Here is a 14,854-nt window from a genome sequence, read left to right on the forward strand (position 1 = left end):
CACCCTCTTCTGGTCGTCAGGATGAATGGCCTTCAGCCATCCGTCACCAAGGGCGTCCTCATCTCCCAGCCCTGTCAGCGCAAGCCACATCTTGTTGCAGAAGATGCCGGCGCCGCTAGCGTCACTCATCCAGATCATCACGGGCGCGCCATCCGCCATCATCCTGAAGCGCGCCTCGCTCTCCCGCAGCGCTATCTCGGCCCGCCGGCTCTCGGTGATGTCCATTGCGGTCGCGACAAGAAAGGGTTCCGGGCCGGTCGGTCCAGGAAGCCAAACCCGGCGCTTGCGGGTTCTCAGAAGCTGTACGCAGCCATTGGCCGACGTCAGTTCCTCTTCAACGTCGCGTTCCTCGCCGGTCGTCAGAACATGTTGATCGTCCGCACGGAAGCCCCGTGCCTGCTCCTCGGGAACGAAATCGGGGTCTGTCCGCCCCAGCACCTCATCGCGGCCGCGCCCCAAAAGTGCACACATCGCGTCGTTCATCAGGATGATGCGGGAGTGTCTGTCCTTCACCACAAGCGGTTCAGGTACGCCATTTATCAGGCTTTCCAAAATCTCGAAGGGAATGTCAGCTGATGAAGCTTCGCGCCCGGCAGATTGAGTTTGTGCAGTATCCTCGGCTGCTGGAGAAGGCCCAAGCCGGTCAGGACAATCGGCTGTCATGTTGCTGGCCATTCCCTCTTGTTCTTTCTGACATGGGCGCTCGATTTGGTGTCTACTGTCACAAGTACTTGGCCCCGATGTCAACTTGGGCGGGCCCGACGCCCGCTCATCCGGAGGTCTATAGATGCGGAAGCCGCAAAACTACTTGTCTCTGAAGACTGGCCACATGGCCAGCGCGCTCCAGTGATCTTTCGCGGGTTGTTTCCTCCAGTAGCGACTGGAACCCACCCCAGGCTGCCCTGCCTACTGTTTTCGGTTCCCCGGAAGCTGGACTTTCCGGCCTTGGTCATGGCGGCGGGCTCGTAACGCCGACGGGAAAGTGCAGTGCGCTTGGGGCCGCGTATCCTTTTCAGTGTCGACGCCAATCTTCCAGCTTTTCTGGCGCAACCGCAAGGTGCATGAACCGGTGTGCGCTCAGGCATTGCTGCCGCTGTCGCGACGGTAGCCATACCGCGTCCCGCCGATCGCACGGATCCGCAGCGTCGACTGTGCCGCATCGGTGCAGCGGGATGTGTAGTGGCAGCTCGAACAGTCAAACCACAGCACCCCACACGCCCTGCGGATCGAGACCGCGCCGATCTGTGAACATCCCGCGAACCAGTGCGCAGCAGCCGGCTAAGGTCAGCGCGTGATAGGCAAGGCATCCGCCATTGCGCCGAAAGGCAGCCACGCAGCGTAAAGGGCAATCTCATGATAAACATCACCATTCACCAGGCCGCCCTTGGCTGGGGGCCAGCGTAACGCGGCAGGAAATCCATGCGACGGCAAGTTGTGTGACAAGCGTCACACGGGCTGCATATGCGTGTCAGTATACTGTTGTATGTCAACAGCACTGCCATTACTCGGGGACAACAGGCGGCGTGCCGATATGTCGCAGTCACCGTTCAGGGACGTGCCGCCAGGACAGTCGAAGGAGATTTCAAGATGATACCTCAGCTCGGCGGACTGTTGTCCGCGCTGCTGGGCGCCGCGATCCTGTATTATGGGGGCCACCTTGCCCTTGCGGGAGGCAGCGTCTTTTACGTGATCATGGCCCTCGGGCTTCTCGCCTCAGGCTTCCAGCTGATGCGGCGCCGGCAAAGCGGGCTCTGGATCTATGCGCTGACGCTCGCCTTGTCGTTCATCTGGACGCTCTATGAAGTGGGGTTCGACAAGTGGCAGTGGATCCCGCGCGGGGCGCTGATCGTGTTCCTCGGGCTGCTGCTCGCCCTTCCCTTCGTGGTGAACAAGCTGCGCGATGCCCCTGAGAAACGCTGGTCGCTCAGCCTGTCGAACGGTCCCCTCTTCCTGCGTGCCGTTGTGGCGATCATCGCCGTGCTGGGCGCCGCGGCTTGGTTCGTCGATCCGGTGCAGAAGCAGGGAGAGCTGACGCCCGTGGCTGATGCCGCAGATGCCACCGTCGACCCCAGCGGCGTGCCATATCCCGCCGATGACTGGGTCGCCTATGGCGGCACGAACCTGGGCCAGCGTTATTCCGCCCTGAGCGACATCAACACCGGCAACGTCAAGAACCTCAAGGTCGCGTGGGAACATCACACGGGCGATCTGCGCAAGGCCGACGAGGATTCGGGCGAATACACCTTTGAGGCGACGCCGATCAAGGTGAACGGCCTGCTCTATTTCTGCACGCCGCACAACATCGTGCAGGCCCTGCGCCCCGAGACGGGGGAGCTTGTCTGGTCCTATGACCCGCAGATGGCGCGCGATCCGCAATATCAGCACCAGACCTGCCGCGGCGTGTCTTACAACGACTCCACGGGCTATACCGCGCCGATGGGCGGCGATCCGATCCAGGAGCAGGCGGTGGCCGCCGCCGTGGCCGAATGCCCGCGCCGCATCATCGCCGCTTCGGTTGATGCACGGCTTTACGCCATGAACGCCGATACGGGCGCGCTCTGCACCACCTTCGGCGACAACGGCTTCGTCGACCTCAAGGCGCAGATGCCGAACCTGAAGCGCGCGACCTACCAGCAAACCTCGGCCCCGCTGGTGACGGCCGACCTGATCGTGCTGGGCAGCGCCATCGCCGACAACTACTACGAGAACAACCCTTCGGGCGTGATCCGCGCATTCGACGTGCGCACGGGCTCCATCGTGTGGAAGTTCGATGCGGGCGCTCCCGACGACACGACCCCGCTGGCCCCTGGCGAAGAATACGTCGCGAACTCTGCAGTGGCCTGGACGCAGTTCTCGGCCGACGAGGGGCTGGGGCTGGTTTACATCCCGTTCGGCAACCGCTCCCCGGACCAGGTCGGCATCACCCGCTCGGCCGAGGACGAGGATCTGGTCGACGCGCTGGCAGCCCTTGATCTGGCGACGGGCCAGATGGTCTGGCGGTTCCAGACCACGCGGCATGACCTGTGGGACCGCGACCTTCCCTCGCAGCCGGTGCTGATCACGCTGCCGCGCGAGGGGGAGATGGTTCCCTCGATCCTCGTGCCCACGAAGGTCGGAAACATCTGGGTGCTCGACCGCCGCACGGGTGAACCGGTTCTTCCCGTATCCGAAATGGAAGTCTCCACCGAGACGGACATCCCGAACGAGGATCTGTCGCCGACCCAGCCGATGTCGTCCGTGAACTTCACGCCGGCACCCCTGACCGAGGCGGACATGTGGGGCACCACCCCCTTCGACCAGATCCAGTGCCGCCTCGCCTTCCGGTCGAACCGCTATGACGGCAACCCGTTCACGCCGCCCACCACCACCGGATCCATCGTGTGGCCGGGCAACATCGGCGTGTTCAACTGGGGCTCCATCGCCGTCGATCCGGTCAACCACTGGATGATCGCGACACCGCAATATCTCGGCTATACCTACAAGCTGTTCCCCCGCCCCGAAGGCGAGCTGGACAAGCGCATGTTCTCGGCCGGCGGCGCGGGCGGTGAATCGCGCCCGGGGAACGAGAACCTTGGCGGACCCTATGCGGTGCAGATCAAGCACATGCGCTCGGCTCTGGGCGTTCCGTGCAACACCCCGCCATGGGGCGTGCGCGTCGGCGTGAACCTTGCCGATGGCACGACCGCTTGGAAATATCGCAACGGCACCGTGGCGGGCCAGAAGATCGCGGGCATCAAGTTCCCGATCCCGTTCGAGATGGGGATGCTGGCCCATGGCGGCACGCTGACCACGGCGGGCGGCGTCGCCTTCACGGGTGCCGCGCTTGACGACATCATCCGCGGCTATGACATGCGGACGGGCGAGACGCTGTGGCAGACGGCCCTTCCCGCAGGCGGTCAGGCGACGCCGATGACCTATCGCGGCGAGGACGGCAAACAGTATGTCGTCATCGCGGCGGGCGGGCACGGCTCACTCGGCACCACGCCGGGGGACTCGGTTATCGCCTACACACTGGAATGACCTTGGGGCGGCGCGGACACCGCGCCGCCTTCACATTGCGGCGGCGCGAAGATCGTCCGAAAGTGTGGCCAGCCGCGTATAGAAGGCAGGGTCGCGGCGCCGCCCTCCCCCGACACCCGAAAGACGCGGCGTGATCGTCCTCATGCTCCGGTCGGACGCCATCAGGAGGATCCGGTCGCCAAGCACCAGCGCCTCCTCGACCGAGTGGGTCACCACGATGAAGGCCCCGCCCGCCTGCCGCAGCAGTTCATCCTGCATCCGTTCGCGCGACAGCGGGTCGAGTGTGAACCGGCATGCAAAAAGGACCCCGTATTGGGGTGATCGGCTTCCAAAAGGGACCCCCCTGATGCGGTGGTCCATCGTGCTTCCGAGGCAAATCGGGAGCGGCTTTTGGGATGTTGGTTGTGGAGACGATCGCGAAGATCCGGCGTTGGCATTTTCAGGATGGCAAGCCAATCAAGGAGATCTGCCGCGAGTTGGGCGTGTCGCGGAAGACGGTCCGGAAGGTAATCCGCTCCGGGGCCACCGAGTTCAGCTACGAGCGCACCGTGCAGCCCCAGCCGAAGATCGGGCCGTGGCGCGATGAACTTGACCGCCTGCTCGTCGAGAATGCCCGTCGTCCGAAGCGTGAGCGTCTGACCCGCATCCGGATCTTCGAGGAGCTCCGGGCCCTGGGCTACGAAGGCGGCTATGATGCTGTCCGGCGCTACGCCGCGAGCTGGTCGCAATCGGAGGCCGAGGCCTCCGCCGCAGCCTACGTGCCGCTCAGCTTCGATCCCGGGGAAGCCTTCCAGTTCGACTGGAGCCACGAGGTCGCGATCATCGACGGGGTGACCACCACGATCAAGGTGGCCCACGTCCGGCTGTGCCACAGCAGGATGGTCTTCGTCCGAGCCTATCCCCGCGAGACCCGGGAGATGGTGTTCGACGCCCACGACAAGGCGTTCGCCTTCTTCGGCGGCACCTGCACACGGGGCATCTACGACAACATGAAGACCGCGGTGGACACGATCTTCGTCGGTAAGAACCGGGCCTACAACCGCCGGTTCCAGCAGATGAGCGGGCACTACCTCTTCGAACCAGTCGCCTGCACCCCGGCCTCCGGCTGGGAGAAGGGCCAGGTCGAGAACCAGGTCGGGGTGATCCGGCGGCGGTTCTTCGTGCCCAGGCCGAAGTTCAGGAGCTATGCCGAACTCAACGCCTGGCTTCAGGACCGCTGCATCGCCTGGGCAAAGGCCAATCCCCATACCGAGATCCGGGACAAGACTACCTGGGAGGTCTTCGAGGCCGAGCGTCCGCGCCTGGTGCCCTATGTCGGCCCTTTCGACGGCTTCCATGCCGTGCCCGCCTCGGTCTCCAAGACCTGCCTCGTGCGGTTCGACCGTAACCGCTACTCGGTGGACGCCCGCGCCGTCGGGCGCCCGGTCGAGATCCGCGCCTACGCTGATCGGGTCGAGTTCTGGCAGGATGGTCAGGTGGTCGGCAGACATGCCCGCGCCTTCGGACGGGATCATGCCGTCTACGACCCGCTGCACTACCTCCCTGTGCTTGCGCGCAAGCCCGGCGCACTACGGAACGGGGCACCGTTCAAGGACTGGGATTTGCCGCCCGCCATGCGCCGTGTCCGGCGGAAACTGGAACGGATCCCGGGCGGGGATCGCCAGATGGTCGAGATTCTCGCCGCCTTGCTGAGCGACGGTACGGACGCCGTCGAAGCTGCCTGCACCGAAGCGCTCGGCGAAGGTGTCCATTCCGCCGATGTCATTCTCAACATCCTCGCCCGCCGCCGCGAACCCAAGCCGCCCGCACCGATCGCCACCCCGGAAGCGCTGAAGCTGGCCCACGAACCCGTCGCCGACTGCGCCCGATACGATACCCTCAGGAGCACCGACCATGCAAAGATCGCAGATCCTCGACACGATGGGCCAACTCAAGCTCTACGGCATGAAGGCTGCCTATGACGAGATCCTCACCACTGCGGTGAAGCGCCAGCACGAACCCCAACGGGTGATCGGTGACCTGCTCCAGGCCGAGATCAGCGAGAAGCGGGCCCGCTCAATCAGGTATCAGATGACGGTGGCGAAGCTGCCGCTGGCCAAGGAGATTGACGAGTTCCAGTTCGAGGGCACGCCGGTCAACGAGACCTTGGTCCGGGACCTCACCTCAGGCGACTTCCTCGAGCAGCAGCGCAACGTGGTGCTGATCGGCGGCACCGGAACCGGCAAGACCCATCTCGCCGTCAGCATCGTCCGCGCCTGTATCCGCAACGGCGCCCGTGGCCGCTTCTTCAATGTCGTCGACCTCGTCAACAAGCTCGATGCCGAGGCCCGCGATGATCGACAAGGCCACACCGCCGACATCCTCGGTCGGCTCGACTTCCTCGTCCTCGATGAACTCGGCTACCTTCCTTTTGCCCAGACCGGCGGCCAGCTCCTGTTCCACCTCGTCAGTCGCCTCTACGAGCGAACCTCGATCATCGTGACCACCAATCTCGCCTTCGGGGAATGGCCCGCCGTCTTCGGCGACGCAAAGATGACAACCGCACTGCTCGATCGTATCACCCACCATTGCGACATCGTCGAGACCGGCAACGAAAGCTGGCGCTTCAAGACCCGTGCGTGACACCCGGTGACCCGCTGGCCCGACACGGCTGCGCGATATGGAAGCTACGCCGCATCGGGCCAGCTACCACACCCCAATGGGGTCCCTTTTGCACGCCGATAGGGGGTTCCTTTTGGAGGCCGATTGACATCCTGCCTATCCGCCACAACAAGGCCAAGGCTGAACATGGTGGAAACGGCGCTGCCGCTTAGCCCGAATAGCCCCGCACACCGAAGGTGAGCACGGACCAGAACGTTGGCGTGATGGACAAGGCGAGCGTGGCAAAGAGGAAACCTCCCAAGGCCACCCCAATCAGCGGAAACGGCGCAGTGCCTTCACCAAGCCGTCGCCCGAACGTCCGGTTGCAGCCGAACCCGGCCACAATGATCTCCGCGTGCTACGGGAAGGCAACCGCCAAGGTTGGAAAGATGCCGCTCTCAAGGATCGTCAGCGTCAGCAGATACAGGTTTCAGCGAAAAGCGCGCGAGCATCACGAATCTTGGCGATCATGCGCGGCACATCCGAAACCGGCAGATTAACCAGCCGCCGCACTGGATGTGGTGGCGCAAGCACGGCCTGTTCTGTACAAACCTGAAGATTCGGGCACCAACGAAAGCGGGACTCCCCTTTATATGAGCGGTTTAAGACAAACCTCGTATGCATCCGCATGCGAACAGACTTCGTGGCCGCCCTTCTTGCAAGGTGGCGGCGAAGCCGGAACGCTTCTGCGCGCGTGCCTTCAAACGCCGCTTCCGCTTGGTTCGCCAGCCGACTGGCCGGTGGCGCTCCAGACCTTGGTTGGCGTCATGCTCAACTCAAGCCAGCCGATGTTCGTTGTTTGGGGGGCGCAGGAAACGCTTCTGTATAACGACGCGTACAGTGCAATCCTTGCGGACAAGCATCCGGCGGCGATGGGGCAAAACTTTCTGGATGTCTGGCAGGAGATCAGGGACGATCTTCTGCCGAACGTCGAACAGGCCTATCGCGGTGAGCCTGTGCAGATGGACGATATCGAGCTTTGGATGGAACGCAGAGGGTTTCGTGAGGAGACCCATTTCGCGTTTTCATATACGCCCGTGCGAGGAGAAACGGGCACGATCGACGGCTTCTTTTGCGCCTGCCAGGAGATTACGGGACAGGTTAACGCGGAACGTAAGCTACGTGAAAGCGAGGCACGTGCCAGGGCGGATGCGGATCGGGTGCGGCTCGCTCTCGCGGCGGGCGCGATCATCGGAACCTGGTTCTGGGATCTCCCCTCCGACAGCTTCACGGTCGATGAGCCGTTCGCCAAGGTTTTTGGGACGGACCCCAACCTGGGCCGCAGCGGCCTCAGCCTTGAGCAGGTGATCGCGACCGTCCATCCGGATGACAGGCAAGGATTGATCACCGCGATCGAGGCCGCGATCGAGCGGGGTGGCCCTTACGTCCACCAATACCGCGTAAGCCGCGGGGATGGCGAATATCACTGGATCGAGGCGAACGGGCGCGTCGACAAGGGAGCGGACGGGACATCATTAAGCTTTCCCGGCGTCTTGCTTGACATAGAGGAACGCCGCCGCACGGAAACCGCCCTCCACACCAGCGAGGAGTTTACCCGCCGCGTCCTTGCAAGTTCGGGCGACTGTATCGAGGTTCTTGATCTTGAAGGCCGGCTTGAGTTCATGTCGGAAGGCGGAATGTGCGCCATGGAGGTGGATGACTTTCAGTTGGTCCGCGGCGCTTTTTGGCCAGAGCTGTGGAAGGGCGCAGAAAAGGACAGTGCCCTCACTGCCGTGGAAGAGGCAAAGCGTGGCGTTACCGGGCGTTTTCAGGGCTTTTCCCCCACTTTCAAGGGAAGCGCACGCTGGTGGGACGTGGTTGTCACCCCGATGAACGACGCCGAGGGGCGGCCCGAGAAGGTCCTTTGTGTTTCGCGTGATATCACCAGCACGATGCATGCGCAGACTGCGCTGCGGGAAACATCCAGAAGGCTCGACGCCATTCTGAACAACACGCGCGAAGCCGTGTTTCTGATCGATCACCAACAGCACTGCGTTTATGCCAATGCGGCAGCCGAAAAACTGACCGGCTATCGCGCCGAGCAGTTGCAGGGGCGCCCGCTGCACGACGTGATTCACCACAAGAAGCCTGACGGATCGCATTATCCGATCGAGGAGTGTCCCATCGACCGGGCCTTCCCGACGCGAGCCCAGATGAGCGGCGAGGAGTTGTTCATCGCGCCGGACGGTTCTTTCTACCCCGTGGGCTTCACGGCAAGCCCGCTGCTGGACGATGAGGGCCGCCCGATTGGTACCGTGATCGAAGCGCGTAACATCTCCGAGGAGAAAGCCCGGGAGGAGGCGCTGCAGGAGCAGAAGCGTATTCTGGAAACCCTGAACCGCACGGGCGCGGCTGTCGCGGCCGAACTTGATCTGGGACGTGTCGTACAGACTGTGACCGATGCGGGGGTTGCGCTGGCTGGTGCGCAGTTCGGGGCCTTCTTCTACACCTTGCATGATGACGCCGGTGAAGCGCTCATGCTTTATGCGTTGTCCGGTGCCGACCAGGCCCAGTTCGAAAGCTTCGGGTTGCCGCGTGCGACGGCAGTGTTCCAGCCGACCTTCGATGGCGCCGGGATCGTGCGATCGGACGACATCCTTAACGACCCCCGCTACGGCAAGAACACGCCGCATCACGGCATGCCGCAGGGGCACCTTCCGGTCCGCAGCTACCTTGCCGTGCCCGTTACATCCCGCTCTGGCGAGGTTATCGGCGGGCTGTTCTTCGGCCATCCTGAACCAGGCCGGTTCACCGAACACCACGAGCAATTGATGCTTGGCATCGCGGGTCAGGCGGCAATCGCCGTGGACAATGCGCGCCTTTACCGCGATGCCCAACTGGAAATCAAGCAGAGACGCAGGGCCGAAGAGCAGCAGCAATTGCTGATCAACGAGCTTAATCACCGCGTAAAGAACACGCTGGCGATCGTGCAAAGTCTGGCCCAGCAGTCGTTCAGGGGTGAAGTGTCGTCGGATTCGGCGCTGGTAACCTTCCGTGCGCGGCTGAGTGCACTTGCCGCGGCACATAACCTCCTCACCCGGCGGCACTGGGAAAAAGCCCACCTGTCGGAGATCCTGTCGAGCTCCGTCCGGGCAACGGCAGGAGCGGCCTCGGCGCAGGTGACGTTCGAGGGGCCGGAAGTGGTCGTTCAGCCCCAGACCGCTGTTTCGCTGGCCATGGCGGTCCACGAACTCAGCACGAACGCCATCAAGTACGGCGCCCTGTCCAGCGATGCGGGAACGATCACGGTGACCTGGAAGGTCAGCAAGGACAGCGACCGGCCCCGCCTTCGACTGGATTGGAAGGAAAAGGGCGGACCGGCCGTGATCGGTCCAACACGCAAGGGGTTCGGAACACGCATGATCGAGCGGGGGCTTGCTGCCGAACTGCAAGGCAAAGTTGTCCTTGAATTCCCATCCGATGGCCTTCATTGCGTAATCGACGCACCACTCCCGAAGGTTTAAGATGACGGACAGACCCTCAGTCCTGATATTGGAAGATGAGCCGCTCATCGCATTCGCGCTCGAGGACATGCTTCTTGAACTTGGCTCGAAGGACGTGCGGCTTGCAACCACCATCGCGGAGGCCCTTCGCCTTCTTGACACCCACACACCGGATTTCGCAGTTCTTGATGTCAACATCAGGGGCGAGCGAAGCTACGGCGTAGCGGATGAGCTGAGCAGGCGCGGAGTGCCTTTCATCTTCGCAACCGGGTACGGAGACGCCGAGCATCCCGAGGTGCTGAAGACAGTGCCAACCTTGTCCAAACCCTACGGCCCTGACGATCTGAAATCGGCATTCGCAGCTGCCACAGGCGCGGTTGATAAGTGTGACACGTCGTAGCGGCCGGACGTCAGAGGGATCCTGAGCTACAGGGGGCGTCCTGCGATCGAAGAACATGCTTTTCCAGAAGAGGGCCTCCTGGTTCCTCACCCGGTCCCGCCGGCATCTGTCCGATGAAGCCCCGCGCGCCGACTTGACCCCGATGGAGGCCTCCCCATCGGCGCGAAGAACAGAGCGCTCCTTGCCGATGAACCCATATATACATGGTTTGATGTTCAGTCGTCAGGATGGTGTTTCCGCTTTAAGCGGTGGAAGCTAACCGGCCAAAAGATCCGATGGTTGAAACCGCGCTTCGTAGAACTGTTTTACCCGCTGCGGCGCGGCAGGTTCAGGTGCCCGCTGCATCAGAAAAACTCACATACCGGCGGAAACTCGGAACCATGTTCAAAGAAGCGCGTTGATAGGCGCTGACGGGTGAGGCAAGTGGTTAGCGATTGTGCGCTGGACAATTGTTCAGCGCAATTTTCATGTGGCCTCACCCGTTGCGTCCCGTTCAGGATCAAGCATCTGCCTGTCGCGCTCCACCCCGACAGGGGAGAGCGCGTTCTGATGTGCTCGTTGATCCGCGCCCTGCCCTGCCCCCGGACTTCCCCCTTCGAAGCGTTCGCCCAGTTGTCTGAGAACAAGGTCCCGCCGCTCTGCCTTGGATATCCGATCAATGGCGGCGTGTCGCATCACCAACCCACCCCGCAACCTCTGACAGATGCGCCCGCGGAACCAAGGCAACACCCGCAAAATGCGTGCCGGACGGTCAGCTTTGCCTTGTGCGAACTCCGGCTGCGGCCCTTAACTGCCGCTGGCGGTTGATATTCCGGCAGATACCGCTATAAGTCCCTCATGTTCGTTGACCTCATCATGGACGGTCCTTCTTGGATCGTCACTGACGGAACGACGCGGGAATCAGTATGACATCCGCAGTCTCATGGCGCGCCGCCTGGCGCGGCCCCTTTTTGTTGCGCGCTGCTTGCCGTCAGGGCACGGCAGCCTGCGCTTCTAAAGGTCACGACATCATCTCCGCTGACAACCATTGCTGCAACGACATGAAAGGTCCTTTCGGAACGTATGCATGACTGAATTGAAGCCTCCCTTTACCGACCTAGAGATCCAGACAGCCGATACAGGCTTTTACCAAGGATATTCCCTTCCAATCGCGCTGACTGCAAAGATCGTTTTCGCACTGCTGACCGTCTGGGCCTTGCTTCGACCCGGCAGTGCCGATGCGATCCTGTCGCTCGTGAACGCTGAAATCCTCGGTGTGTTCAACTTCTTCTATATCGTCGCCGTGGGCGTGTTCGCATGGTTCCTGCTGATCGTGGCAGTGATCCCGTCCTCGGGGCGGCGCAAGCTCGGCAAGGAAGATGAAAAGCCCGAATTTTCCACCTTTTCCTGGTTCGCGATGATGTTCGGCGCGGGTCTGGGCGTGGGCCTGATGGTTTATGCCACGGCCGAGCCGATGAACAACTGGGGCCAGAACCCCGACGTCATCAACGGCAGTGCGGCAGCCTATTCGGCCGACGCCGTTCAATCCGCCTATCGCTATACCTTCATGCATTACGGGCTGCACGCCTGGGGCATCTATGTCGTGACGGGGCTTTGCCTTGCTTACTATGCCTATACGCGTGACATGCCGCTGACGATCCGCACCGCGCTGACCCCGCTGTTCGGTCGGCATCTGAACGGTTCGTTCGGCCATATCGTCGATATTCTGGGCGTGGTCGCCACGATCCTTGGCATTGCCGTCACGATCGGGTTTGGCATCAGCCAGCTTGTGAATGGCTTTTACTCGATCACCGGGATGGAGTGGATGATGCGGCCGGGTCAGGATGGCGGCCCCCCAATGCCGTCGGCGGTCGGGCTGATCGTGGCACTGGTGGTGGTAATGCTTCTGTCGACGCTGTCGGCCGTATCGGGCGTGGGGCGCGGCGTAAAGTACCTGTCAAACGTGAACCTCGTGTTGTCGACACTGCTGCTGCTGGTTTTCGTGGTGTTCGGCTCGTTCGCTTTCGCCATGACGACCTATGGCCAGGCCCTTACCGATTACCTCCTGCACTTCCCCGCGCTGTCGGTTCAGGCCTTCTCCACAAGCACCGAAGCGGGTGAATGGCAGACCGGCGCCACGACCTTCTATTGGGCATGGTGGATTGCGTTCTCGCCCTTCGTGGGTCTGTTCCTCGCGCGCATCTCGCGTGGGCGGACGATCCGGGAATTCGTGATCGGCGCGGTCGTGATGCCGTCGCTGGTGTCCTTTGCCTGGATGGCGATCCTCGGCGGTACCTCGGTGGATCTGGAACTGTCGGGCGTGGCACAAGGCGCGATCATCGATGCCTCCTCGACCAACAAGCTTTTCGCGACGCTTCAGCTGATCGTGGGAGAGCAGCTTTACAGCATCGTCGCCGTTATGTGCGCCGTGCTGATCCTGACCTTCCTTGTCACCTCGGCTGACTCGGGGCTTCTGGTGATCAACACGATCATGGCCGGCGGCGAGGAGGACACGGACTCGCGCCACCGGATCGTGTGGGGCGTGCTGCTTACCGCCGTCATCGGGGCGCTGATCGTCGCGGGTGGCGGCGGCCTGGTTGTCCTGCAGAACGCGATGATCATCGGCGCCCTGCCCTTCGCCTTCGTGATGGTGGTGATGTGCGTGTCGCTTGCCAAGGCACTCTACCGCGACCATTACCGCGATAGGTGGGCCGAGGCGAACGGCGTCGGGGCTACATCCTAAGCGAACCAGCCTGCAGGGCAGATCACTCAAGCGCAGGAACGGCGGGTTGCTCGCCGTTCCTTTTCTTTATCAGGCGGACGCTCGCAGAACCTTGCCCGCTGTTTGGCCCGCATCCTTGCATGCCAAGACCAGCACCTTCGAAAAGGCAGTGGTGCGTGGTCCGATTGTTCGCTGAACCCTGGCAAGAGCCGCTGCGCCAATGGGGACAAAGGGAACCTCGGCGGGGAGGAGCAACCTGTCATCAGCGACTACGGTCATCAAGATGTCTTGCCTGACGCTGGCTTGAGCCAATCGCCATAATCAACATCCGTGCCGTACCCCCCATGTTGTCGATGAGTTGCCGCAGGCGTTCCGATCCCTATCGGTTGGCACGCAAATCCTGATCGGCCAGCCTGTTTGATATGAAGACGATCATCTTGTCATCAAAAGAGCCGGTGCATTCCAGATGCGAAATTGCCTGCCCTACCCCGCCGCCAAGGGTGGCGGCCATGGCCTTAGGCGAAGAACGGTTCTTCGTCGGAATCAAAGCAACATAGCGTTTCTTGATGTTCACCCAGCTGCCGGAAAGCAGCAGGAGAATGCTATACAGTATAGCTAAGCGTCCAAACACCTTTGATGTAAGCTTCTTGATACTGACCTGCCCCCGTTGGTCCCTCGGTCATACTGAGAGTCTGCCGGTTCGAGATTGATAGTCGGCGGGTGGTTTCAGGGCAAGCGCGCCGGGCGCGGAGCCATCAGGTAGCTCAAGCGTCCCGCGCGCTTCGAAGGGCGTCAGGTTGCCGAGCGAAGAATGCGGCCTGACGGCGTTGCAGTCGTAGCGCCAAAGGGCGATCTTGCGGCGGGCATCATCCAGGTTGTCGAAGATCTCCTCGTTCAACAACTCGTCGGGCAGGCTGCCGTTAAAGCTTTCGATGAAGGCGTTCTGCTGGGGCTTGCCGGGATCGATGTAGTGCCAAGCAATGTCGTTCTGCTCGGCCCACTTCACGATGGCCCTGCTGGTGAACTCCGTGCCGTAGCATGTTGGGAATGATCGGCCGTTGAAGGTTATGGCCGCTTGCGCAGCCTCCAAAATGCGCAGCAGGCGGCCATAACCGGCGCTCAGGTCTCTATGGTGGTTTTGCGAACCACACCACAGAGGAGACCGGCCATGGCCAAGGTTAAGCATACTCTGGATGCCCGCGTTCTGGTAGGCATCGACATTTCCAAACACCGGCACGAGGTGCTGATTGCTACGCCCGGCAAGTCGCGCCGCCGCCGGATGACTGTCTTGAACACCGCCGATGATTATCGTCGTCTTATCGCGGCTTTGATAGAATACGGTCTGCCTGTCACCGTCGGTTTCGAGGCGACAGGCAACTATCACCGGGCGCTGATGTTCGCCCTCGGGGCCGCGGGGTTCGAGCTGAAGCTCGTGTCTTCCGTCGCTCTCGCCCGCACGCGGGAAGCGCTGCACAACAGCTGGGACAAGAACGATCCCAAGGATGCGCAGGTCATCCTGCGTATGCTGGAGATCGGTGCGGTGCAAGTCTTTCACGACCCGTTGGTTGCTGGCACATGCGACATTCAGGAACTATCGAAGACCTACGAGATGGTTGCGCGGTCGAAGACCGAACTGTGGCATCGTCTCCT

At 62.0% G+C, this 14,854-nt stretch carries 10 protein-coding genes and 2 pseudogenes; 7 read left to right on the forward strand and 5 right to left on the reverse strand.

Annotated elements, in window-relative coordinates; genetic code table 11:
* Positions 1-675: PAS domain-containing protein (locus JX25_RS14245; RefSeq protein WP_128255773.1), on the reverse strand; the 675-nt coding region annotated here is incomplete at its 3' end.
* A 423-nt stretch (positions 676-1,098) separates the two neighbouring features.
* Positions 1,099-1,236, reverse strand: a pseudogene (locus JX25_RS15185) (IS3 family transposase); the annotation flags it as partial.
* Between the two features lie 351 nt (positions 1,237-1,587).
* On the opposite strand from JX25_RS15185, the gene JX25_RS14250 reads away from it, so the two are divergent.
* Positions 1,588-4,020, forward strand: a complete 2,433-nt coding sequence (locus JX25_RS14250) for a membrane-bound PQQ-dependent dehydrogenase, glucose/quinate/shikimate family (RefSeq protein WP_128255774.1) — start codon at positions 1,588-1,590, stop codon at positions 4,018-4,020.
* 30 nt (positions 4,021-4,050) lie between these two features.
* Here JX25_RS14250 and JX25_RS14255 read toward each other — a convergent pair whose 3' ends face one another.
* Positions 4,051-4,278: a hypothetical protein gene (locus tag JX25_RS14255; protein WP_128255775.1), complete on the reverse strand. Its 228-nt coding sequence runs from the start codon at positions 4,276-4,278 to the stop codon at positions 4,051-4,053.
* Positions 4,279-4,415: 137 nt separating this feature from the next.
* Between JX25_RS14255 and istA the strand changes: the two genes are divergently transcribed.
* From istA to JX25_RS14285, 5 genes are all read left to right on the forward strand, one after another.
* Positions 4,416-5,981: an IS21 family transposase gene (istA, locus tag JX25_RS14260; protein WP_128253885.1), complete on the forward strand. Its 1,566-nt coding sequence runs from the start codon at positions 4,416-4,418 to the stop codon at positions 5,979-5,981.
* A complete protein-coding gene (gene istB, locus JX25_RS14265; RefSeq protein WP_128253886.1) occupies positions 5,914-6,642 on the forward strand; it encodes an IS21-like element helper ATPase IstB in 729 nt (242 codons plus the stop codon). The genes istA and istB overlap by 68 nt, the downstream gene beginning before the upstream one ends.
* A 785-nt stretch (positions 6,643-7,427) precedes the next feature.
* The gene (locus tag JX25_RS14275) at positions 7,428-10,124 is read left to right on the forward strand and encodes a PAS domain-containing sensor histidine kinase (RefSeq protein ID WP_164876171.1); all 2,697 of its coding nucleotides are present in this window, start codon (positions 7,428-7,430) and stop codon (positions 10,122-10,124) included.
* Position 10,125: 1 nt separating this feature from the next.
* Positions 10,126-10,503 carry a response regulator gene (locus JX25_RS14280; RefSeq protein ID WP_128255777.1) on the forward strand — a complete coding sequence of 126 codons (378 nt, stop codon included), beginning with the start codon at positions 10,126-10,128 and terminating at the stop codon, positions 10,501-10,503.
* A 1,066-nt stretch (positions 10,504-11,569) separates the two neighbouring features.
* Positions 11,570-13,225: a BCCT family transporter gene (locus JX25_RS14285; protein WP_128255778.1), complete on the forward strand. Its 1,656-nt coding sequence runs from the start codon at positions 11,570-11,572 to the stop codon at positions 13,223-13,225.
* A 358-nt stretch (positions 13,226-13,583) separates the two neighbouring features.
* Here the strand turns inward: JX25_RS14285 and JX25_RS14290 are convergent, their stop codons facing one another.
* Positions 13,584-13,778 carry a hypothetical protein gene (locus JX25_RS14290; RefSeq protein WP_128255779.1) on the reverse strand — a complete coding sequence of 65 codons (195 nt, stop codon included), beginning with the start codon at positions 13,776-13,778 and terminating at the stop codon, positions 13,584-13,586.
* Positions 13,779-13,883: 105 nt separating this feature from the next.
* Positions 13,884-14,237 (reverse strand): annotated as a pseudogene (locus JX25_RS14295) (integrase core domain-containing protein); the annotation flags it as partial.
* 135 nt (positions 14,238-14,372) lie between these two features.
* Between JX25_RS14295 and JX25_RS14300 the strand changes: the two are divergent.
* A partial coding sequence (locus tag JX25_RS14300) for an IS110 family transposase (protein WP_164876177.1) occupies positions 14,373-14,854 on the forward strand: 482 nt, incomplete at its 3' end.

The organism is Falsirhodobacter deserti, from assembly GCF_004015795.1.
Lineage (GTDB): Bacteria > Pseudomonadota > Alphaproteobacteria > Rhodobacterales > Rhodobacteraceae > Falsirhodobacter > Falsirhodobacter deserti.

What these genes read in the sequence shown, in the direction of transcription:
- JX25_RS14250 (WP_128255774.1), top strand. Translation starts at nt 1,588, where the DNA reads ATGATACCTCAGCTCGGCGGACTGTTGTCCGCGCTGCTGGGCGCCGCG.
- JX25_RS14285 (WP_128255778.1), top strand. Translation starts at nt 11,570, where the DNA reads ATGACTGAATTGAAGCCTCCCTTTACCGACCTAGAGATCCAGACAGCC.
- JX25_RS14275 (WP_164876171.1), top strand. Translation starts at nt 7,428, where the DNA reads ATGCTCAACTCAAGCCAGCCGATGTTCGTTGTTTGGGGGGCGCAGGAA.
- istB (WP_128253886.1), top strand. Translation starts at nt 5,914, where the DNA reads ATGCAAAGATCGCAGATCCTCGACACGATGGGCCAACTCAAGCTCTAC.
- istA (WP_128253885.1), top strand. Translation starts at nt 4,416, where the DNA reads ATGTTGGTTGTGGAGACGATCGCGAAGATCCGGCGTTGGCATTTTCAG.
- JX25_RS14280 (WP_128255777.1), top strand. Translation starts at nt 10,126, where the DNA reads ATGACGGACAGACCCTCAGTCCTGATATTGGAAGATGAGCCGCTCATC.
- JX25_RS14255 (WP_128255775.1), bottom strand. Translation starts at nt 4,278, where the DNA reads ATGCAGGATGAACTGCTGCGGCAGGCGGGCGGGGCCTTCATCGTGGTG.